Source organism: Rhodococcus ruber, from assembly GCF_027270735.1.
GTDB lineage: Bacteria > Actinomycetota > Actinomycetes > Mycobacteriales > Mycobacteriaceae > Rhodococcoides > Rhodococcoides rubrum_A.
Genome location: NZ_JAPWIJ010000005.1, coordinates 120,844 through 142,266, shown reverse-complemented (window position 1 = coordinate 142,266; position 21,423 = coordinate 120,844). Strand labels below are relative to the sequence as shown.

The following is a 21,423-nucleotide window of genomic DNA, read 5'->3' as shown; positions in this document are numbered from 1 at the left end:
AAATGGCCATTTACTAAAGGGCTGAACTCAGTGAAGTGCGGGGCCTCCCAGAGCCAAAACCCGCTGCTCAGACGTATGCGACAGCCCCCACTATTGAGAGGCGCTCGAATGACAATCACATATGAAGCAATGCGAGCCCTGCATTGGCTTGCCGACTATCCAGACACAAGGCGACTCCCCGAAGAACTGTTCGATGAGGAACAGTCGTACTCGGCATTCCTGGAGCTTCTGGGCGCGGGGTATTTGGAGGACGATCGAACCTTCGACGGCAGTTACAGTTTCTTCCTAACCGACGCTGGTGCCGTCGCCGGGCGAGTCACCCGTGCACAGTACCGGGCTGAGTTCGCTCAACGGACCGTGCTGCAGTGGGTTGCGTCCCGCAACTCGACGGAAGGACTCACCGAACACGCGAGCGCGATGGACTTCACCGGCCCACTAGTCAATGACGAAATTGTGAGCGCAACGGAGGAGCTGCACGACGCTGGACTTCTCAAGGGCCACAAAGCCGCTAACGGGGGCTACTTCTACATCGAAATCACGCCGCGCGGGCGCGCGGCACTGCGGAACCCCCACCCACTAACAGGTTCCCCTGCTGATAGTCGACCACATGTGACCACCACCTATTCCGCAGACAACCACGGAACAATCGGGAACCAAGTAGTTGGGGGTTCAGGCCATTCCGTCACATCCAACGTGACGAACGGGTTGGAGATCGACGCGGTCCTCGATGCCTTACGCCTCATACTGGATGAGTTACGAGATGACCAGAATCAAGAACACACTCAGGACGCAGAACAGGATCTGGACGGCTTGATCCGTAATGGCCCGCGGCGAGGCTGGGATTGGCTGAAGAACGAACTGCAGAACGTCGTCGTACAGCTCGCCGCTGTCGGCCGTCAAGAGCTTGCTGATCGCGCGTCGGACATTCTGCAGCAGGTCGGCAGCTGAGTCTTGAATCGCACCGGTGCGCCTATACGAATCTTGCCCGGCTGAGCCATTCCACAGATCACACACGACGTCCGACAATCCCGACCTTGTCTGGTCCCTTCACTAGAATTGCAGGCATGTCCTTACGACGCCACGTTGCGCTTCCTACCGCAGCTATGACTGTCGCTACTGTCGGTGTCACCGCCGTCATCAACTATGCGACCAGCGGGGGAGCATGGTGGTTATGGTTCCTCGCGGGCGCGTTGACACTCACGATCTTCGGTGCGAGCGTGTGGCTCGAACGCAGTAAGTCTGCGAACTCGACGGAACCCACGCCGCTCGTGCGAACGTCGGGGACTACCACGCTGACCGCATCCAACGGGTCAGTTGCTGCCTTGCACGCCAGAGACATAACGGTAGGAACGCCACCACCATCGAACGATGATCACGACACCACGCGACCGACGCAATGAGCGACCCTCAGTCGGGCGAACCTGCCGTGTCGATCGCGAATTCCAGTATCAGCGCAACCAATGGCGGCGTGGCGGTCGGGGCAGCACACACCGTGTCGGTTCACCTGCCACCGCCCAGCCCCTCTCAAGTATCGGCGCGGCAGATCCTTCCCAACGACCACACGACAGCGCTGTTCGGCCGAGACACACATCTCAACGAAATCGTAACCCCGCTGGCCCGGCAGATCAGAAACGATATGACGCCGTCCGTAACCACCCTTACCGGGTTGGCAGGCGTAGGAAAGACCCAACTGGCCGTTCATGCCTCCAAACAGCTTCTGTCACAATCCTCCTATGACGCTGCAGTTTTCGTGGATCTGAACGGCTACAGCGAGACCGAGGCCGCATCAGCCGAGAACGCCTACCCTTCGATTCTGCGAGTGCTCAGCGTCTTGTCTCCGAAGTCCGGGGAAATACCGCCCGGAGCCGACATGCAGACGGAGTACCACTTACGGCTGCAGCAGCTCGCGCAATCCGACACCGCCATTCTGCTGGTATTCGACAACGTGTCCATGGCAATGCAGATCGAGGACCTCGTACCAACCAACGGCTTCCATCACGTCTTGGTCACTACACGCGACACCTTGAATGCACTTCCTCGCACACGCGCAGTTGCTGTCGATACGCTAGCTCCGACCGACGCGGCTCATCTTGTCACCAGTGTCATCGACGCGCGGGTGCCTGGTGACCGCCGCACGGCTGATAACCCCAGAGCCCTCGCCGAACTGTGCGCATTGTCCGGGTACCTTCCGCTCGCTTTGCATATTGTCGGCGCCCTCGTCGGCGACGAACCACGCAGATCCCTTGAAGATCTCACCGCTGAGCTACGCATCGAGAACACTCGGTTAGCTGCCTTCGAATACGAACATGTATCGGTGCGGGCCGCGTTCGAACTTTCCTACAGACGGTTGTCATCTCGCCTGCGGCGGCTATTCAGAAGTTTGCCGAGGATTCCGGGCCCGGATTTCGGCCTGATGTCCGCCGGTGCCGCCGGCAATCAGCCGACTTCTGCGACAAGACGCGAGATATCAGCTCTCGTTCGGGCCCACCTGGTCGAGAGGCCGCGGGCTGAACGGTGGAGGATGCACGACCTTATCCGCCTGTACTCCAACGAATTAGCCGCAAAAGACATCGACGAACGCAAGTCGGTTGACTCCAGAATCGCCCAAACGGTAGCCCTGCGACTTGCAGCAGCAGAGTTTGCAGTCGTGCTGCAGAGTCCCACACCAGCACAGCTGCGAGCATTCGGATTCGGAGATCGTGCAGAAGCCGAAACATGGTTGTACGAGGACAGGTTCGCAATCACCGGAGTCATCGAACGGTGCGTGCAATCAGGTGATCCGATGGCTCGCACTCTAACCAAGGGCGCCAGTGACATCTTCGAGACTATGCACATGACGTCGGAATGGGTCGCAGCATGCACACTGTGGGTCCAGTGCGCTGAGACCGGCTCGGACGAAGACGATCTCAACATCGCTCTCAACCAACTGGGCGCAAGCCTGCGGGCGGTTCGACGGTTCGACGATGCGACATCGGTGCACAACCGATCGCTCCAGCTCTACAGAAGCCGTGGAGACCGACGCGGACAAGGCGCAGCGTTGGTCAACATCGCCAATGTGTTGCAGGATCAACGTCGTTACCCAGAAGCCATCGAGCTCTACCACCAGGACATCGTGTTGTGCCGAGATGCTGGTGATTCCGAATCCGAAGCTGACACACAAGGCAACCTCGCCGCCGTCTTGATCCAGGCGGGCCGCACCGATCAAGCTGTCGCGCACATCGAGCGGGCCGAGCAACTGTACAGAGACGCAGACGCCCCTGCTGGGATAGCACGAGCTCTGGACCTCCGAGGCGTAATCTTGCAACTCAACGGACGATACGAAGATGCCTCGTCGCTCCATCGTGAAGCGGCCGCCCGGTATGAGCGATTGGGGGACGCCCATCGCCAGTCGGGTGCGATCAACAATGCTCTGGTTGCAGAGCAAATGTTCGGGGATCCACAAGTCGCGATCGAACACCACCTCGGCGAGGTCACACGCATGCGAAGACTCGGTGACCTTCAGCGTGAAGCCACGGCGTTAACCAATCTGAGCCTCGCGCAAGATCGATCTGGCTTGTGCGCCGATGCCCTTCGCAACCTCAACTTCGCCGCCGAACTGTATGCAAAGTGCAACGACGCGTACGGAGAGGCAAAGTCCTACTTCTTGAGTGGCCTCACGTCCACCAAACTCGGAGAGCAGGAGAACGCGCGCACACTGCTGTCACGGGCAGAAGTGCTCTTCGGAACCTTGTTGCATTGCGCCCATGAGTCCGCCGAAGCGAGGCATGCGATCAGAGAGCTGAACCGAACCCTATAGACCCAACCCCCGGCGGCCGATGGGGGCAAGTCGAGTAACGCGGTCTTGCCTAAGCCGGGTCCCTGACGATCAGCACGCTGTGTTCGTTGTACGGCTCGCCCGCGCCGAACGGCGGCTCCTGTTCGCTCGCGCTCGTCCGGCCGATCAGCGTCGGTGTGATCATGAGCGTGGGGAGACGTCCACTGCAGCTGTGTTGGTGTCGGAGTGTGGAGGGTGGGGCGGGTGGATTCGCGAATGTATGCGGTCGCCCAGTGTCACCGTGGCGACCCCGGCGATGACCACGACGCCGCCGAAGAGTTCGGCGAGAACAGGTGCCTCGCCGAGCCAGAGGTAGGCGATCAGGATCGCCACGGCAGGAACGAGATACAACAGCGAGGTCGACGTGGCGACCGGGACGCGGGAGACGGTGTATCCCCACATCACGAAGCCGAGAGCGGACGGAACGACTCCGAGATAGACCGCCGCCCACCACGAGCCGCCGCTCGCGTCTGCCATGTCCGCCCACGCGAAACCGGCGAAGGGCAGCGTCGCGACCACCCCGACGACCATCCCGTACGTCGCGACCTCCAGCCCGGTGTGCCGGCGCAGCAGGGGTTTGGTCAGCGGGTGATAGATCCCCTGGACGACGGCGGCAGCGATCACGATCCAGATCGCCGACGACACGGAGATGTCCGAGCGGGCGGTGGACACCAGTACGACACCGGCGACGGCCACCGCACTACCGCCGACCTTGACGACGGTCAGCCGTTCGCCGAACGCCCCTGCGGCGATGGCGATGCTGACCAGCGGCGCGGACGCGACGATGATGCTCGCGGTGCCCGCTGGGACGTCCAATTCGCCCCAGTTGAGCAGAATTTGATAGGAGGCCATGCCGAAGAACCCGCATGCGATGACCAGCGGAAGATCGCGGCGTGCCGGCAAGCGGACACCCATGATCGGCGCGATGGACAGCAGCGCGACGGCGGCGACCACCAGGCGCACGAGGGAGAGACCGACCACACCGAGTTCCGGTGCGGCCACTCTGATGGCGGGAAACGCACTGGCCCAGGAAATTACGACCACCGCGCCGGCCACCGCCGTTGCGGCGGGGCTCGACCTGGGCGACGAACGGTAGTTGGGCATGGTTCAGCCTGCTCTCTCGATACATGAAGCGCTATTTACTTGTTTTGATGTGATGCGTAAGGTCTCGTTAGGTGTTGGATCCCCGCCGATTGCGCATGCTGGCCGAGCTCGAACGACTCGGGACGATCGCGGCGGTGGCCGAGTGCCTCCGTCAGTCCGCTCCGGGGGTGTCGATGCAGCTGGCGGCTCTGGAGAAGGAGGTCGGCGTTGCGCTGACTGAGAAGAACGGCCGCAACGTCCGGCTCACACCTGCGGGACGTGTACTGGCCGGGCACGGCGTCGACGTCGTCGAACGACTGACGTTGGCGGAGATGGAAATTCGAGCTCTCCGTGACGGTGCCTCGGGTACCTACCGGGTTGCGGCCTTTCCGTCGGCCGCTCGCACCATCATCGCAGCGACGTGGGCCGCGTTGCGCACGTCCGGTGTCGGCTCGGTGCAGCTGGAACTGATCGAGATGGAGCCCGACGAATCCATGGCAGCGTTGCGTTCCGGTGACGCCGATCTCGCAGTGACGCATACGTATTCGACAATGGAGCCCGTCGATGCGCGCAACGTGTCGTTGTGGCCGCTGCGATCCGAATCGGTGTGGCTCGCGGTGCCGGCGGGCCGGCGGTGCGCCGAGCCCGCCGACCTTCGCGACTTCGCGAACGACGACTGGCTCGCGCCTCGCCGTGAACGCAGTTGCTACGACATGGTCTTCCGCGCCTGCGGGGATGCCGGTTTCGTTCCCCGCGTGGTCGCCGAGGCCACCGACTTCGCGGTGCTCCTTGCGCTCGTCGACGCCGGAGCAGGTGTCGCGCTGGTCCCCGATCTGGCCGTCGACCGGCTTCCGTCAGGGGTGCGATTGCTCGAGCTCGCACAGCCGGTGACCCGGCACTTGTTCTGCGCTGCGCGGACCAGCTCGGCCACCGACCCTGGACTGCGGCGTCTGCGGGACGCGATCGACAGCGCGTCCGCTGCCCTGGTGCGCGACCCGGCAGACATCACCGCACGCTGACAACCCTGTGCCGAATCCTGTGCGTGGCGTAGATCAACGCCACTGCGATCGCGGCGCCGAGCACCGTCTCGACGGCGCGCGACCATAGCGTCACACCCAGTGCAGGCCCGGTGTCGAACAGGTACAGAAGCCCGATCGTCGTCGGCGTCAAGAAAACCATGGCCAGCGAGTAGTTGCGTGTCACCAAGAGCTCGGTGGCGATCAACAGGCCCGACAGGATGATCACGAGTAGCAGCCCGTGCGGTGGGTACCAGAACAAGGCTGCCGAGAGCACCAACCCGATGGCAGTTCCCACGATCCGGTGTCCGGCTCGAAGAATCTGGCCCGCCGTAGTGGGGCCGACCACGGGGACGATCGCTGCAACCATTGCCCAGTACCAGTGACCCAAAGCCAGTGCGAGAGATGCGGACCCAGCGGCTCCGGCCGCGACAAAGCAGAGAGCGGAGTGCAATGCGGTCAGTGGCCACGGAACCGGCCGCGCGCTGCTGGATCGCAGATCGTAGGCAGAGCGTCGCGCGTCCGTCACTGTCGAGACGGCCGTCACCGCGAGAGTCAGCAAGACAGTAGCGGTCGACAATGCTGCCGCGATCACGACCGAACCCGGTTTTGCTGGCGCGCTGGCAGAAACAGCGAACGCGAAGACGAAAAACAGGCTTCCGGGGGGAAGCCACACCAGTCGATCAGCGAGTATCGTCCCGCCGCCTGCAACCACTGCGGTCAGCACCACCAGGAGCCAAGGCGACGCCGATGCGCTCGCCAATGCCGCTCCATCAGTGATCAATACAATCTGGACGAGTCCGACCGAAGCTTGAGTGCAAAGGCGTCGGGTGTAGGACGCGTTTCTGGCGTACACCGCGATGACCGCGGCCAAAAGCGCATAGCCGGACCAGGCCATGTGATCAGTTGCCCACAACGTGAGCATGGGCAGCAGCACCGACAGTCCAACCCGCGCAGCCCCCCTGTGCGAACCCGCATGGGGACCCAGTACGGCGAGATCTTTCAACTGCGGGAACGGCGACGGTCGCGTCGCTTGGGTCTTCACAACAGGAAGAACGGGGTCTCGTCACCGTTCGGATCTGCGTCTTGAATCACGACGTCGAAGTGATATCCAGTCGGTGTGGCTCGGGCGGTCAACTTCTCACGCTGTCTGCATTCCAACGAGGCGAGAACCGGGTCGAGGGAGTTCGCGCGGAGCTCGTCCGGAAAGTAGATGCGAGTGACCAGTCGATCGAGCATGCCGCGGCCGAAGATTGCGAGGTCGATGTGTGGCGCTTCTGTTTGGCCGTTCGCTGTGGGTAGTGCACCCGGTTTGACGGTCCACACGATGGCAGTCCCTGAAGAATCGGCCATTGCGCGACCGAAGCCGCGGAAGCCTGGTGGGGTTGCCGGCACCGGTCCGCGCGGATCGTCCGAGTGGTCGAACCTGCCCGCGGCGTCGGCCTGCCAGGTCTCGATCATCGCGTCCGCCACAGGCGTTCGCGCACCATCCACGACCCTGACCGTCACGATCAGTGCACCGTCGGCGGCGACGGGTACGACCTTAGGGCCGTCCGGCCAGGTGAGTCCGATGTGCAGGTATGGACCAACTGTTTGCGAAGGCGTCTGACCGAACGGCACAGTGGTGAAGTTGCTGTCGGCCGCGATGGGATACCGAGGTACGAAGTCTACGGCTGCGGCGGCGTCAGTCATCGTGCTCGGCTCCCTCGAACGGAGTGGCGTTACGTCCGCGGAGAACGATGTCGAAGCGGTACCCTAGTGCCCAGTTCTCTTGTGTTGCTTCGTAATCAAAAATGCTGGTCATGCGTGCTCGGGCATCCTCGGGTGCTGCGTTGTAGATGGGATCCTGGAAGAACATGGGGTCGTCCGGGAAATACATCTGAGTCACCAGGCGCTGTGTAAAAGCCCGACCGAGCAAAGAGAAGTGTATGTGCGCAGGCCGCCAGGCATTGTGGTGATTGCCCCAGGGATACGCCCCAGGCCTGACGGTGGTGAAGTGATACTCACCCGTGGCGTCTGTCATGACGCGCCCCGCACCGTCGAAGTGGGGATCAAGGGGTGCCGGCCAGTTGTCCTGTGTGTGTCGATATCGGCCTGCTGCGTTCGCTTGCCATATTTCCACAAGTGTATTCGGAACGGCTCTTCCATCGCTGTCGAGCACCCGTCCGCGAACGATAATTCGCTGACCACTTGCCTCCCCTCCGCGCGCCGAAGTTAGGTCGGCATCGGACGGAGTGACGTGCCCTTCGCCGAGAACCGGGCCGGTGATCTCGGTGATGCGCTGCGGCAGAAGGATCAGGGGCTGCTGGGGATGTCTGAGCGCAGTTGTTCGGTAATCTGCAAAGTTTCGTGGCGCATGCGTGTCGGTCTGGTCACGATAAGGACCGTTCGACAGTCGTGTTTCGGACAGGTCGGTAGGTGGTGAGGGCATCGGTCGTCCCTGACATTTCTGTTGTGGTGGCGTTCTGGGCGGCACGAGAATGAACTGGCCTCATCAAGATTTTGACGGTTCTGAGGTAACTATTGCTACCTGACTTCCGGGTGACGGAATAATTCATGAAATGGACGCTAGTGTCGTCACATGGCCAGTCCCACCCACACTGCACTGTCTCGTGCAGCTGCAATCGTTGCGGCATTCGATATCGCGCACCGCACGTTGTCGCAGACCGACATCGGTCGTCGTACCGGCTTGCCACTGACGACCGTGCATCGAATTTGTGCGGAACTGGCGACGTTCGGTGCCCTAGAAAGACGCAGAGACGGGAAATATCAGATCGGGTTACGACTATGGGAGGCCGGGGCTCTAGCGCCGCGCTCTCAGGGCCTCCGGGAGGTCGCATTGCCGATTATGGAAGACCTTTTCTTGGCGACGCGGGAAAATGTTCAATTGGTGGTCCGCGAGGGAACAGAGGCAGTGTGCATCGAACGGATCTTCGGGACCCGAGCGGTTCGACTCCGCGGCGGAGCGGGCAGCCGACTTCCCATTCATACCTCCAGCGGCGGTCTAGTGATCCTTGCCAGCAGCGAATCGCGTTTGATTGACGAAGTACTCGCGGGCGACCTGCTCGGACTGGGGGCCAACACCGTCGTGTCGGATCACGGTCTTCGTCAGCTGTTGGCCGAGGTGCGCCGAAATGGCTTCGCCATCTGCAATAGGTTCGTCGACGAGGTGGCCATTGCCGTGGCCGCGCCGATCGCTGACTCAAATGGCTCAGTGATAGCTGCGCTTTCGATAGTTGTTACTGCCGACACCGCTGATCCATATCCCTTGGTCCCGGCAGTACGCGCCGCTGCTCGGGCAGTCTCACGCACACTCGGCTCGACTTAGCGTTCCTTGGTGGTCGACGCGGACTCTTTTGGTCGCAAACGTGGCTACTCGCGCGACCGATGCACGAAAGACACCGACAGGGGCACGTCCCCGTTTGGACCTAATCCACCTGATTTAGCTCTGGAGAAGGATCATTGGGCGCACTCTATCGACTTTCTGATCCTACCGCCACGCCGACTTGGCCCACGCAAAAAAAATCGTGGATGCGCTGAGGACCGGCGGGCGAAATATGTCCAAACGAAGCCTGACCCACAATTCGATCATTGACTACGGCACATCACCTACGTTCACGAATCGAGGCCTGGTTGCCCTGTCCTGGGGACTGATGCAAAAGGGGCCGAGGAGCGCGTTGGCTAATTTATCCAAACAGCGAAACAGCTTCACTTCTTTAGGCTTTGATACCCGGCCAGATGGCCAATGTCAGTCTTTCCGCGAGACTTTTACGGACATCAGCGTCCTCACCGCGAAGAAACGCGCCGAAATAACTGCCAAAGACCATTGTCGCAATCGTGTGATGGTCGACATCGCCACGGATCGCTCCGCGCGCTCTCAGCTCGTCGAGCACTTCCTCGACTTGCCTTACCCGAGGTTCTACAGCTCTGTCCACAACGATTGCTAGCAACTCGGGCACACGCGAGGTTTCGCCGATGAAGCCTCCCTGCAGGACGATCGCATCAGGATTGAGGTAGCAGGGATCGACCCTGCGAATGGATTCCCGGAACGCATCCATGGGGTCCATCTCCGACAACAGTAGGGGTTTCAGCTGCGCGCTTTGAATTCGAAAGCCGTAGTCGAGGGCGTCGATGACCAGTTCGAGCTTCCCCGGCCACCTGCGATACAGGGTCGGCCGAGTAACTCCGGCGTCGGCAGCGATGTCACCGAGAGTCATCTGCGAGTAACCGTCCAGCACAAGTCGACGACGCGTTGCCTCGATGATGGCATCATCCAGAGCCGGGTCGCGCGGCCTACCACCCCGACGTTGCGGAAGCTCGTCGTTCATCACGGTCGTATCGTCCACTGCCATCCCTCGCTCTTGAGACCACTAGTCCATACCCGCTTCCAATACCCACGCGGCCTGATCGCATCGACTGTTACAGATACTAGCTGTAACGGCTCCAACTGGGCGGACTGGACAGGCAAGACTCTCGGCGCTGCGAAACGGCGGCGCGCCCTACAGGTGCAAGGCGGTCACGGTACGGAGCAGTCTGCCTACCCGCGAGACTCATGCGGACACCGCCCATGCGCAGGATCAGCGCAGCGACGACGCGAGACTGCAATTTAATTACGATACTTGACTGTAACCATATGGCGTTATACGGTGTTCCACGTCACCATCTGATGTAGAACACGCAGCAGGCAACGGGGACCGGCAAGAAGATCGGGGTCGTCCTCCCATGAGAGATGTCGACGACCGAGTAGAAGTCCGTCGCCCAGAGATTGGATGAATGTGCAACGCCACAAGGAACAGTGCAAGCGCACGCCACGCTGCGGTTTGCGAAAGCCTGGCAGTGGGGCTACGAACTTGACATCACACTCATTGACTGTCTGAATGTGGCAGCCTCGCGCAGGACGCCGCAGCAGTGGTGCCATACCTTTCCGGATTGTGTACCTATTCACCGAATTTCGGGCTTTCGACGAATACGACGAATGGCTCGGAGGGTGTCGAACAATTGAGTGAACCCCAATTTTTCAAGCAAATATAGATTGCGGGAGAACTGCGACGCCATCACACGAGGGATGCAGTACTCGAATCTATCGCAGTTCTCAAGCTAGCTATTGTTTCCGAGTTTAGATTCAGTCTGCGCTGAGGATGTAAACGTCTTTTTCATTCCAGAGCGCTGGACTCAAGTGTGCAAATTTAAACCTTCCCTCAATCGTCTGATAATTCGGGCGCATGCATGCCGCCCGAGGTCTTCAATGAACAATTGCCACGTGGCACTAACCAGGGAGTCGCTCTATGGATACATTCGATGTTGCATTACTTATACTGAGGCTGGCCGTTGGCGGGATTCTAGCGGCGCACGGATTTCACAAAATATTTCTCGGCGCTGGACTTTCAGGAAACGGAGCGTGGTTCGACGGCCTTGGCATGCGCCCGGGCCAGGTGCATGCCCGGTTTGCAGCTTTCACTGAAATCACCGCTGGGATCGCGATGATGCTCGGCATCTTTACCACGATCGCTGCAGCGGCCTTCGTAGCAGTAATGCTTGTAGCCGGGTGGATCGTGCATCGCGCCAAAGGCTTCTTCATCATGGCGGCAGGATGGGAGTACGCGATGCTGATCGCCGTCAGTGCGGTGGCCATTGCGATGCTCGGCAGCGGTTCCCTCAGTGTCGAGCAACTCGTTTTCGGCGACAATATATTGACGGGCTGGAGTGGTCTTGTAGTAGCAGCCGGCGCCGGCATCATCGGTGGCGTCGGACAGATGCTTCTGTTCTACCGTCCCTCCCGAGTCGTGGCGGCGTAGCCGCTCTCGATCAACCTGCCGCTTCCCTCCAGCGACGATTCATCAATTTCGGACTGCACAACCGTCTTCCGAAGCAAACCGAGCAATCCTGAACTTATATATTCTCTAAGATTGCTAGAGGTGCGGGATACGCGTTGCATCAAAGTTTGCAAGCATTGAAAAAATCAGGTGCGTCCCAATTACGGCACGCTGACTGACGGAGCGAACTGAATTTCTGACTTTATCTCGTCGGAGTTGCCACCTAGGAGAGTGCATTGAATATCTACGAAGCTCTGTATACAACGCGCATGATGCGCCGTCTACGACCGGACCCTATCCCGCTCGAGACGCAGTGCCGAATCTTGGATGCGGCAATCAGGGCACCTACCGGAGGCAACACCCAACGGTGGCATTTTCTCGCGGTGGACGATCCGGCAATGAAACAAGCGCTCTCCAAGCTCTACCAGCAATGTCGAAAATTGGAATACGCTGACATGGCCGCGGGTAAGCTCGCCAAATCGATGCACAACCAGGAAGAGCACGCCGCCACGCTGGGGAAGATCAAAGCATCGGGTGACTACTTCACCGAGCATTTTGCGGAGATTCCGCTCCTGCTCTTCGTCTTCTCGATCGATGATCACGGCGGGGCGAATATATACCCTGCCATCTGGAGTGCCCTTCTCGCCGCACGTGCAGAGGGCGTAGGCGGCACGATCACCACGGTTCTCCGATACGAGGCAGAAGCAGTTGCGGAACTGCTAGGCGTGCCTGTTGGGGAAAATTGGAAGATGAATACCATGCTCGCCTTCGGATATCCGCTCGGGCGATGGGGCGTGGCTGCCAATCGACACCCGATCCACGAAGTGAGCAGCCGAAACCAGTGGGGGCGATCCATCGGAGCAACCATCCCTGAACCGATGTGGAGCTATGCACCCGATGCGGGGCCTGTCGTTTAACTGACGAAAGGACTCGAGTCCAATCGGACGACAGTCTCCTTCGAATCAGTCGGAACCCTCCGTAGTTCACCTCCTGCGGACTTCCTGTCGTCACTACCAGCGCAACAAAGAGGAAACTTCACTCTCCGGTCCGCGGAGTCGGTCCGCGCGCCATGGCTATATCGGGTTCGCATGCGCGCGAGGCAATCGAGCCTTTCCCTCGAAATCGCCTACAAACGTTCGCGGCAGCAAGAGCAGCTCGCGATGCTGTCGTATCGAAATCAACCGAGCGTTGTCTATAACGACGCTACCTGCAGCGAAGGAAATCTGATGGCTATATTCAGCCCGCCGGGAGACCCTGATTTCAGGTCCACGCACTCGGGCCAGGTCGATCCTGTCTACCGACCATTTGCAGCCTGGTGGATATTGATATTGCTTACTGTATTCATGGTCATAAATTTCTCCGACCGAATACTCTTGGCGCTGGTCGCACAACCCGTGATCCGGGAATTCGGACTCACTTCGGCGCAGTTCGGTTTGATCAGCAGTTCGTTCTATTTTCTGTACAGCGTCAGCGCAGTCGGCATCGGTTTCCTTGCTACCCGTCACATTTCGTTGAAGTGGCTGTTGTTTGCGATGTCACTGTTATGGGCCGCGACGCAGCTGCCAGTGTTCTTGTTCGCGAGCGGCGGTGTCCTGCTCGGAACACGGGTCGCATTGGGTGCCGCGGAAGGACCGGCGACAGCTGTGGCGAACTCGACCGCCTACAGTTGGTTTCCGGAACATCGCCGCGGACTGCCTACCTCGATCCTGACCTCCGGCGCATCGCTCGCCAAGCTTCTCGTCGCACCGCTCCTCACACTCCTGTTATTGCAGTATGGCTGGCGCTCAGCGTTTTTGGCCATGGCCATCTCGGGAATCGCATGGGGAGCAGCTTGGGCTTTTTTCGGAAAGACCGGTCCTTACGCGGCGGTGAAACCGCCGACAGCGTCGACACCCGCGGGAGCCGCAGCCAATCGTGCCACCCGCCGACGGACGTTTCTCTACGTCGTGCGGAGTCGGACTTTCGTCATACTGCTCATTGCCACGTACCCGGGCTATGCGCTCATGTCGGTCATCCTCACTTGGCTTCCGTCCTACCTCGAGGTGGGGCTTGGGTTTTCCCCACTGACGGCGGGAGTGCTGTTCGGACTACCCAGCTTGGTCGGCATGGCGTGCATGGTGAGCGCCGGATACGTCACCGACAAATTGCTGGCGTCCGGAGTCTCGTCTCGAGTCGCCCGCGGAATGGTGCCAACACTGTCGCTTGCGTTCGGCGGCCTACTGCTTACGCTGCTGCCTTTCGCCGGGAACGAACGCTATGTCGCTTACGTGATTCTGGTGATGGGGTACTGCCTGACATTGCCAGCACTGCCGCTCGTGTACGCAGCGATCGGGTCAGCCGCGAATCCGGCTCAACGAACGAGTGTATTGAGCCTGTTCATTGCGTTGCAGAGTACTTCCGGCATCATTGCACCCTGGGCGACGGGCGCCCTGATCGACTCGGCCGAAAATCAGATCGCAGGGTACAACGCCGCCTTCCTCGTGCTGGGTGCGCTATGCGTCGCGGGAGGCCTCCTGGCCGCCCGGTTCGTCGATCCTGCGCGTGACACAGCAAGGACGGAAGACTGACGGCTCGCACCAGTGCCGACAGAGGCGCGACGATGCAGAACATGTCGTCGCGCCTCTGTCGGGTCGAGCTGCGGGTCCGGGTGGTAGTACCAAGAGGCTTGCGTATCACTACCACGCCAGGGCGTACGAGGAAGCCGGCCCGCTCGGTGGTCAGGATCGCCGGATACGCCCTCGACGGCATCGGGTGCAGTCCGTCTGCGGTCGCGACCGACGCGACCGATGACCTACCGTGTCCCGACGCCCGCATATGGGTGTCGCAGCGCAGGCCCCGGAGCCGATCGAGACTCCCTTTCGCAAGCTCGACCCCCAGTCAGGTCAGGTCAGGTCAGGTCATCGGGAAGTGTTCGCCACCATCGGTGCTCGGCAGGGTGATGGACTTTCTCCATCCTGCCTTCGCGGTTGTCGCTTCTTAGCGGAGGCGCGACATCGAATTCGTCGATGTTCCCGCATTTGCGATGCTCTCGCCGGGGGAGTACGACCGCACCATAGGGCACCGCGTGCGTGAATACACACGCCCGCACGTATTCGTCAGAATGCAACTGATGAACCGAAACATGTACGACTGGTGGTGTTCTCGGTCACGGGGCGCATCTCTGCCGATGCGCGCCGCACCCACCTGGCGTGGTCGAGGGCCGCGATATGGTCGACCCTCGTGATCGCCGCGCGGACCCGGTTCGCGGCACTGACCGCCCGCCTGACCGTCGTACTTCGACCCGACTCGGCCCCGAAATACCTTTACCTGACGGCGTGGATCCGGGCGTTGCCGATCGACATCGGTCGCACCCTGGTGCGCCGACGGGTTCGACGCACGCGACTTCGAGCCCGCTCAGGCCAGCGCATCACCGGGAAGAACGATCGAGGCTGGAAGCCTCTCGGGTCCACGAGTCAAGCGGACTCGGTGTTACCCATTCGGAGTGACGATTGGGAGCGGAGACTGTTGCGGTGGAAGGTTCCGAGCAGTTGGTCGCAGGCGCGGATACTGTCCGCCTCGTGGCGGGAGATCTCTGTACGCATGGTGTCGATGTCGATGCCTTGTTCTTGAAATTGCGTGAGTGCGCCGCTTGCGATCCAACGCTCGACCCAGCTGTCGAAGCTGTCGACAGTGATCTCAGGGTGAAATTGCACTCCGAGGTTGGTTCCGTCGGTAAACGCCTGTGGTGCACTGTCGTTGCGCGCAATCTCTCGTGACGACGGCGGTACGGTGAACGCATCTTGGTGGAGTTGCATCCACGGTCCCTCTGGTACGAGGTCCAGGTCATCGGACGAAATCTTCGTGAACCCGCGTTCGGGATGCGTAGACGCCGATACCGTACCGCCGAGGACTCGCGCCAGCAGTTGACTGCCGAAACAGATTCCTAGTACAGGAACGTGGCTGTCTACTGCTGCCGAGACGAAGTCGAACTCAATCGGTATCCAGGGAACGCTGTCGTCATGGGCTGATTCATGTGAACCCATGACGATCAGCATCGAGTATTCGGTGAGGTCGGGTCGGGGCTCCTGGTTTTCGCTGTCGACGAACGAATGCACGTCATAGGGCACGTGCCGGGAGGCCAGAGCCGGGAGCAGTGCGCCAGGTATTCGGTTGCGGCGGTCCTCGGCAGGATCGTGGACGAGAATTATGGCCCGCGGTTCACTCATGTGGTCGGCTCTTTCCCCCGGTTGATGTATCGAATCACGTGATCAGAGGTCGATCACGAGGGTGTCACTGCAGGAACGACTGACGCAGGCCATCATGCAGGTGTTTGCCGCCTTTTCGCGGGTCGAGAGCACAGTGTCGCGATGGTCGGGGGTGCCCTCGAGCACCGTGACTTCGCATGTCCCGCAGTACCCTTCTTCGCAGGAGAAATCGGCACTCACACCGGCATCGCGAACCGCTTGTAGGACTGTGACGCCCGGAGGTACCGGGACCGTGAGGCCGCTGCGCCGGAGCTCGAGCACGAACGACAGGTCCATACTGTCACCTGCCATCTGCGGTGCTGCGGGCTCGGCATGGAACCGTTCGACTTCATATTGAACCGAGCTCGTCGAGCAGATTTCGGTGACAGCGGCGATCAAGCCGGCCGGGCCGCAGCAGTACACTACCGACCCTTCTGGGAGGTGGCAGATCTGGTCCTTCAGGTCGATTCGCGGACCGGCGGCAGTGTCGAGGATCGTGACACTCTCCGGCCTCAGCGCTTGCAACTGTGAACTGAACGCCATTGTCGCTACGCCACGACCGGTGTAGATCGCCTGCCAAGGGGCTACGCTTCGCCGTTGAACGGCGGTTGCCATGGTGAGTATCGGCGTGATTCCGATACCTCCAGCGATGAAGAGGTACCCTGCCGCGTCGCGGAGGGTGAAGCGATTCCGAGGAATGGAGATGGTCAGCTCGCGACCGATGAGGGCTGTCCTGTGTAATTCCGCGGAGCCTCCACGGCCGTACTCTTCCAGTCGTACGGCGATGGTGTAGCTGTGCAGGTCACGCGAGTCTCCACACAACGTGAATTGCCGGATCAGCCCAGACGGTGTGGTCAACTCGATGTGGGCTCCGGGTTCCCATTCCGGTAGAGCTGCGCCGGATGGGAGCGTTAGAGTCAGGCTGGCGACACCGATTGCTTCCCAACGCATCTGGGATACCAGGACTCCCAGGTTCTCCTTGATCGGCTCGATCATGGGTCTTTCTCTTTCCGTGGAACTGAGATAGGTCAGTACAGGTCGAAGTACTCGCGTTGTTCCCAGTCTGTGACGGTGCGGTCGAACCGTGCGATTTCGGCGCGTTTCAGGGCGACGTAATAGTCGACGAACTGTGCACCCATTGCTGTCTTGAGGGCGGTGTCGTCGTCGAGTGCATCGACAGCTTGAGCCAAGTTCGAGGGAAGTCGTTGGGCTGCAGTAGAATAGGGGTCGTCTGCCGACGGTCCCAACGGCAGCTTCGATTCGATTCCCAAGAGGCCGGCATGCAGCTGTGAAGCCATGTACAGGTACGGATTTGCTGCTGGCTCTCCGATTCTGTTCTCGATGTGGATGTTGCGGTCGTCGACTGCTCCCACGATCCGGATCATCGCTCCCCGGTTGTCCCGTGCCCAGGTCACGCGGTCAGGTGCCATCGAGTACGGCTGAAACCGCTTGTATCCATTGATGGTCGGGGCCGCAAAGGCGCAGGCTCCGTGGGCATGGCGTAGTTGTCCGGCGATGAAGTGCAATCCCAACTCCGAGAGGGCACCCGTTCCTTCCCCGGGCGAGAAGACGTTGTGGCCTGGATCGGCTCCCGTGGTGAGCAGGCTTTGGTGCAGGTGCCATCCACTCGAGCAGGTGTCGGGAATTTGGGGTCGACACATGAAAGTGGCGTGGTACCCGTTGCGACGTGCGAGTTGTTTGATCGAACTCCGCAGAAGCACCATCGAGTCGGCAGATGTGATGCCAACTTCTGGGTCGAGGGTGACTTCGACCTGGTTAGGGCCGTATTCGACTTCGATGGTGCGCAGATCGATGCCGAGCGTCGCGAGTTGGTCTCGAAAGATCTGAGTGACCGGTTCGAGCTCGTCGCCGCGTTCTTCGGACAATAGCTGGTTGCCGTAGTTGATCGGAGCAATGCCCGTGGGTCGTGCGGCGGTGTCGGCTGATTCGTCGTTCGTATGCCCGCGCCGGTGATAGAGGTGAAACTCGATTTCGAGTCCCGTCATGTATTGGTATCCGCTGGCATGCGCGTGTTCGAGCGCATTTTTGAACAGTGTGCGGCTGCAGAACGGTACCTGCCCACCGTCTGTGAATCGGAGGTCGCACAGGATCCAGGCGGTGCGGTCTGCCCACTGGATGACCCGGAACGTGGTGGGGTCAGGCACCATGACCAGATCGCCTGCGCCCCCCATTTCCGTCACGCCGTGGCCTCCATCGGCCTCGAATGCGGAGAACACCGTGATTCCGGAAGTATCTTTCGAAAGCAAGGTGGACACCGCGCTGAATCCGTCGCGAAACGCAGTTGGCAGAGCGTCGGCTGCGAGGGTCTTTCCCCGCAGCAGCCCGTGCTGGTCGACGAACGATAGTCGGACAGAACGAATACCGTCGCTCTGGATCCGTGACAGTACGTCCCGAGCATGTGCATGTTGGTCGTCGGTCCATAGCTCGAACTTTTCGATGAAACCCATGGTGTTCTGGCCTCAGTCTTTGGTGTCGGTGCGGTCATAGGCATCTGTGGACTGGGAGCGGTCGGGTTCTGTAGGTGAGCCTGGAATGCCGGCCGGACCCGTCGTCAGGGCCGCTACCAACTCCGACGCCCAGGGGCTTGCCTTGCGAAGATCCGCGATCGATTGCGCCCAGTAGCTCTCCCATTCACCGGTCGGACCGATGCCGTCGAGTGGAATCGGTCCGCGGCTTTCGACTTCCGCGGTATCGGTCAGCAGTGTGTGAGGACTTCGTCCTTCGGCTACTGCCTCGATCGCGCTGAGCACCATGCGCCGGTAGGTGACGATGGCCCGGTCCGATCGGCTCAGATGCTCTCGGGAGCGGTCGTAGATGTATCCCTGGCCCTCGACCGCCATCTGGTCGTGTGCATTGATGTCCTTGCCAAGCCCTGTGTAGGTCTCGGTGCGCTGCTCTTCCGCGTCGAATTGGTACTGATTCGCCCGGTTCCGTACAGGCTTGTAATCCGGCAAAGTAATCGCGTCGATTCGTTGGGCGCGCATTAGCTCTTTATCGACAGGCTCGTCGAGACTGGTGAACATCGCGTACCAGTAACATGAGGTGTCATCGATGGGGACATGCCATTGAGTTATAGCGATTGTCGAGCTCAACGGGATGGTGATGCCGTGCGGAAAGACCTGGTGAGAGATACGCACATGAGTCGAGGACCCGTCGAGCCCGTCTTTGTCGAGCGTGCGTAACGCGACGATGCGTTGCCCGTATTCAGTGCGCGCATTGCTGATTTCCGGGCGGCTGTACTCGCGCAAAATTTTGGTCATCGGTAGGTCGGTACCGAGTGAGGCATTGCGGAACTGTTTGCCGTAGCCGTCCTCGGTGTCCTCGTCGTTCTCGAAGCGGTGGAGATATGACGCGTGTGCCGGGTCGATGCCGACCTCGAGGGCCTGTAACCAGTTGCAGTCCAGGAATCCCTTGAACGCGAAGGTGTAGTCCTCTGGAGCTGCGAAGCAGTCCAACGCTGGCAGTTTTGGAGGCGTCTCGGTTCCGAGGTAGCCCCACATGATCCCATTGCGCTCGACCACCGGGTAGCTTTTGATCTTCACCTTGGATGCCAGGGGGCTGTCATCCGGTTCGGCCGGAGTCTGCAAGCATTGGCCGCTGCCCTCGAACAGCCACCCGTGGAAGTAGCAACGCAGGCCTCCATCTTCCAGCCGTCCGAGTGACAGATCCGCGCCGCGGTGTGCACAGCGACGATCGATCAAGCCCAACGACAAATCTTCGTTGCGGAACAGCACCAAGTCCTCGCCCAGCACCCGCACCGGGACGGCCGCCCGATCGGTGTCGAGCTCTTCGGAGAGGGCAACAGGCTGCCAGTACAGGCGCATCCAATCTCCAGCTGGAGTGCCAGGCCCGGTTCCGGTGAGCGTCTTGTTGTCTTCCTGGCGCATTGCGGTGTCTCCTTTTTGAACAAATAAGATTTGAATGCATTCTGGGATGAGAGATTTTGTAATTGATATTTCGGTGCCATCGGCGAAAAGCCTGATAAAAAGACTGTTCGGTTGATCGAATCGGCGCAGTACTCGAATTCTGTGCGTTGAGTCGGTGCACTGCACTATGTCGGGTTTATGGAATAGACCTGTGCAACGCCGATCGAGGTCGTCGGCCAACTCGCGCCCCCAGTACGAAGACGCTGAGACAGGCAGCGAGCAAAAAGAACGATAAAATTATGAAGACGTGCCGTTCTCCGACGTCTGCTGCAAGTGCAGCACCGACAATCAGCGGTCCGGCAATGCCACCCAACCGTCCGATGCCCAGTCCCCAGCCGACTCCAGCTGACCTGAGCTCCACTGGATAGAGGACAGCGGCCAGCGCGGCCAGGCTCATCTGACCACCGGTTACTGCCATTCCGGTGAAGAACGCGACAACGAGGAGGAAGCTGGTGGTGACGCCGGTCAGAGCCACCCCGAGCAAGATGACGAGACCTGTGCCTGCCAGGTACACATATCCAAGAATCCGGAAAGGGTTGTAACGGTCCATCATCGGTCCTATGAACAATGCCGCCACTACGCCACCGATGGTCGTCAATACCGTCGAGGTGATCATCACAGTGGATGATCCACCGAGGTTGGATATTATCGTGGGAAGCCAACTTTGAACGGCATAGAAGACCGCGAGATTGCCGATGAATGCTGCCCACAACAGCAACGTGTTCGGCAACCAGCGTCCGCGCACCACCGTGAAAACTCCGGTTGGGGCGGTTTTTTTATCGTTTGCGGTAGCGGTGATTCGCACAGTCAGACCGACCGTCGGGTCCATTCTTCGGAGAATTCGCAATGCTTCATCGCTCCGGCCTCTGCTCAACAGGTATTGCGGGGATTCCGGGAAGAACTTGATGAGGAGCAGTGTCAAAAGCAAAGGAGCGACGCCGCCTATCACGAACATGAACCGCCAGCCGAGGGTTGGAATTACCAACCCGGACACGATGCCTGCCGCGACGAAACCCAATGCGAGCCAGCAGTAGATGAACAAGACAGCGGACGAACGCCTCCGCGACGGCGCGAACTCGCTGGTCAGTGCCACAAGGCTGGGTATAGCGGCACCCAGTCCGGCTCCCGTGCAGAACCGTAGTGCGATGAGCTGTGTCGGGTTCGAGGCCAGTGTGCACACGAGCGTCAGTACACCGAAAATGCAGGTACACGCGATAACCATTCGCCTGTGCCCGAACCTCCTTGCCAGGGGTGACAAGGCCAGGTAACCGATCATCAGGCCGGCGATCGCTGCCGAAAAGATCGGTCCGAGGGCAGACTTCGGGACTCCCCACTCGAGTGCAAGAGCGGGTGCTACGAAGCTGATCGCTTGTGTATCGAATCCGTCCAGAAACATGACGGCACCAGCCATCGCTAGCAGGAGGCGGTGAAATCGGCCGATGGGCTGTTTCTCGATCAATTCGTCTGCGCGTACAAGTTCCCCTGGGACCGCACCAACCGGGATTTGTGATGTCACGTGCAATCCTT

At 60.2% G+C, this 21,423-nt stretch carries 17 protein-coding genes; 7 read left to right on the top strand and 10 right to left on the bottom strand.

Annotated features, from left to right (window positions below; all coding sequences use genetic code 11):
* Window positions 1-108: 108 nt before the first annotated feature.
* Window positions 109-948: a hypothetical protein gene (locus O4220_RS13060; RefSeq protein ID WP_269604817.1), complete on the top strand. Its 840-nt coding sequence runs from the start codon at window positions 109-111 to the stop codon at window positions 946-948.
* Window positions 949-1,426: 478 nt separating this feature from the next.
* Window positions 1,427-3,796, top strand: a complete 2,370-nt coding sequence (locus tag O4220_RS13055; RefSeq protein WP_269604816.1) for a tetratricopeptide repeat protein — start codon at window positions 1,427-1,429, stop codon at window positions 3,794-3,796.
* 159 nt (window positions 3,797-3,955) lie between these two features.
* Here O4220_RS13055 and O4220_RS13050 read toward each other — a convergent pair whose 3' ends face one another.
* A complete protein-coding gene (locus O4220_RS13050; protein WP_269604815.1) occupies window positions 3,956-4,918 on the bottom strand; it encodes a DMT family transporter in 963 nt (320 codons plus the stop codon).
* A gap of 71 nt (window positions 4,919-4,989) precedes the next feature.
* Between O4220_RS13050 and O4220_RS13045 the strand changes: the two genes are divergently transcribed.
* A complete protein-coding gene (locus O4220_RS13045) occupies window positions 4,990-5,916 on the top strand; it encodes a LysR family transcriptional regulator (protein WP_269604814.1) in 927 nt (308 codons plus the stop codon).
* Here the strand turns inward: O4220_RS13045 and O4220_RS13040 are convergent.
* The 3 genes from O4220_RS13040 to pcaH all read right to left on the bottom strand — a co-directional run bounded on the left by O4220_RS13040 (window position 5,903) and on the right by pcaH (window position 8,344).
* Entirely contained in the window at window positions 5,903-6,850 is a 948-nt protein-coding gene (locus tag O4220_RS13040) for an FUSC family protein (protein ID WP_269604813.1), read from the bottom strand. The two genes, O4220_RS13045 and O4220_RS13040, sit on opposite strands and share 14 nt — an antisense overlap.
* Window positions 6,851-6,954: 104 nt before the next feature.
* Window positions 6,955-7,605 (bottom strand): protocatechuate 3,4-dioxygenase subunit alpha, encoded by a 651-nt coding sequence (gene pcaG, locus O4220_RS13035; RefSeq protein WP_269604812.1) that lies wholly within the window; start codon window positions 7,603-7,605, stop codon window positions 6,955-6,957.
* Window positions 7,598-8,344, bottom strand: a complete 747-nt coding sequence (pcaH, locus tag O4220_RS13030; protein WP_269604811.1) for a protocatechuate 3,4-dioxygenase subunit beta — start codon at window positions 8,342-8,344, stop codon at window positions 7,598-7,600. Before pcaH ends, pcaG begins: the two co-directional genes overlap by 8 nt.
* Before the next feature lie 150 nt (window positions 8,345-8,494).
* On the opposite strand from pcaH, the gene O4220_RS13025 reads away from it, so the two are divergent.
* Complete coding sequence (locus O4220_RS13025; protein ID WP_269604810.1) at window positions 8,495-9,241, top strand: IclR family transcriptional regulator; 747 nt, start codon at window positions 8,495-8,497, stop codon at window positions 9,239-9,241.
* 388 nt (window positions 9,242-9,629) lie between these two features.
* On the opposite strand, the gene O4220_RS13020 is transcribed toward O4220_RS13025, so the two are convergent.
* The gene (locus tag O4220_RS13020) at window positions 9,630-10,265 is read right to left on the bottom strand and encodes a TetR/AcrR family transcriptional regulator (RefSeq protein WP_269604809.1); all 636 of its coding nucleotides are present in this window, start codon (window positions 10,263-10,265) and stop codon (window positions 9,630-9,632) included.
* A 933-nt stretch (window positions 10,266-11,198) separates the two neighbouring features.
* Here O4220_RS13020 and O4220_RS13015 point away from each other — a divergent pair.
* The 3 genes from O4220_RS13015 (at window position 11,199) to O4220_RS13005 (ending at window position 14,293) form a co-directional block, all read left to right on the top strand.
* Window positions 11,199-11,708 carry a DoxX family protein gene (locus tag O4220_RS13015; RefSeq protein WP_269604808.1) on the top strand — a complete coding sequence of 170 codons (510 nt, stop codon included), beginning with the start codon at window positions 11,199-11,201 and terminating at the stop codon, window positions 11,706-11,708.
* Between the two features lie 254 nt (window positions 11,709-11,962).
* Window positions 11,963-12,643 (top strand): nitroreductase family protein, encoded by a 681-nt coding sequence (locus O4220_RS13010; protein ID WP_269604807.1) that lies wholly within the window; start codon window positions 11,963-11,965, stop codon window positions 12,641-12,643.
* A 171-nt stretch (window positions 12,644-12,814) separates the two neighbouring features.
* Window positions 12,815-14,293: an MFS transporter gene (locus O4220_RS13005; RefSeq protein WP_269604806.1), complete on the top strand. Its 1,479-nt coding sequence runs from the start codon at window positions 12,815-12,817 to the stop codon at window positions 14,291-14,293.
* Window positions 14,294-15,178: 885 nt separating this feature from the next.
* Here O4220_RS13005 and O4220_RS13000 read toward each other — a convergent pair.
* From O4220_RS13000 to O4220_RS12980, 5 genes are read right to left on the bottom strand one after another with little or no spacing between them, the layout of a single operon-like run.
* On the bottom strand, window positions 15,179-15,931 hold the full coding sequence (locus O4220_RS13000) for a type 1 glutamine amidotransferase (protein WP_269604805.1): 753 nt from the start codon (window positions 15,929-15,931) through the stop codon (window positions 15,179-15,181).
* 42 nt (window positions 15,932-15,973) lie between these two features.
* The gene (locus O4220_RS12995) at window positions 15,974-16,945 is read right to left on the bottom strand and encodes a PDR/VanB family oxidoreductase (protein WP_269604804.1); all 972 of its coding nucleotides are present in this window, start codon (window positions 16,943-16,945) and stop codon (window positions 15,974-15,976) included.
* A gap of 32 nt (window positions 16,946-16,977) precedes the next feature.
* Window positions 16,978-18,417 (bottom strand): glutamine synthetase family protein, encoded by a 1,440-nt coding sequence (locus O4220_RS12990; RefSeq protein ID WP_269604803.1) that lies wholly within the window; start codon window positions 18,415-18,417, stop codon window positions 16,978-16,980.
* Window positions 18,418-18,429: 12 nt separating this feature from the next.
* On the bottom strand, window positions 18,430-20,076 hold the full coding sequence (locus O4220_RS12985) for an aromatic ring-hydroxylating dioxygenase subunit alpha (RefSeq protein ID WP_269604802.1): 1,647 nt from the start codon (window positions 20,074-20,076) through the stop codon (window positions 18,430-18,432).
* Window positions 20,033-21,412 (bottom strand): MFS transporter, encoded by a 1,380-nt coding sequence (locus tag O4220_RS12980; RefSeq protein ID WP_269604801.1) that lies wholly within the window; start codon window positions 21,410-21,412, stop codon window positions 20,033-20,035. The genes O4220_RS12985 and O4220_RS12980 overlap by 44 nt, the downstream gene beginning before the upstream one ends.
* Between the last annotated feature and the right edge of the window lie 11 nt (window positions 21,413-21,423).

What these genes read in the sequence shown, in the direction of transcription:
- O4220_RS13015 (WP_269604808.1), top strand. Translation starts at nt 11,199, where the DNA reads ATGGATACATTCGATGTTGCATTACTTATACTGAGGCTGGCCGTTGGC.
- O4220_RS13020 (WP_269604809.1), bottom strand. Translation starts at nt 10,265, where the DNA reads ATGGCAGTGGACGATACGACCGTGATGAACGACGAGCTTCCGCAACGT.
- O4220_RS13025 (WP_269604810.1), top strand. Translation starts at nt 8,495, where the DNA reads ATGGCCAGTCCCACCCACACTGCACTGTCTCGTGCAGCTGCAATCGTT.
- O4220_RS12995 (WP_269604804.1), bottom strand. Translation starts at nt 16,945, where the DNA reads ATGATCGAGCCGATCAAGGAGAACCTGGGAGTCCTGGTATCCCAGATG.
- O4220_RS12990 (WP_269604803.1), bottom strand. Translation starts at nt 18,417, where the DNA reads ATGGGTTTCATCGAAAAGTTCGAGCTATGGACCGACGACCAACATGCA.
- O4220_RS13005 (WP_269604806.1), top strand. Translation starts at nt 12,815, where the DNA reads ATGCGCGCGAGGCAATCGAGCCTTTCCCTCGAAATCGCCTACAAACGT.
- O4220_RS13060 (WP_269604817.1), top strand. Translation starts at nt 109, where the DNA reads ATGACAATCACATATGAAGCAATGCGAGCCCTGCATTGGCTTGCCGAC.
- O4220_RS13050 (WP_269604815.1), bottom strand. Translation starts at nt 4,918, where the DNA reads ATGCCCAACTACCGTTCGTCGCCCAGGTCGAGCCCCGCCGCAACGGCG.
- pcaH (WP_269604811.1), bottom strand. Translation starts at nt 8,344, where the DNA reads ATGCCCTCACCACCTACCGACCTGTCCGAAACACGACTGTCGAACGGT.
- pcaG (WP_269604812.1), bottom strand. Translation starts at nt 7,605, where the DNA reads ATGACTGACGCCGCCGCAGCCGTAGACTTCGTACCTCGGTATCCCATC.
- O4220_RS13000 (WP_269604805.1), bottom strand. Translation starts at nt 15,931, where the DNA reads ATGAGTGAACCGCGGGCCATAATTCTCGTCCACGATCCTGCCGAGGAC.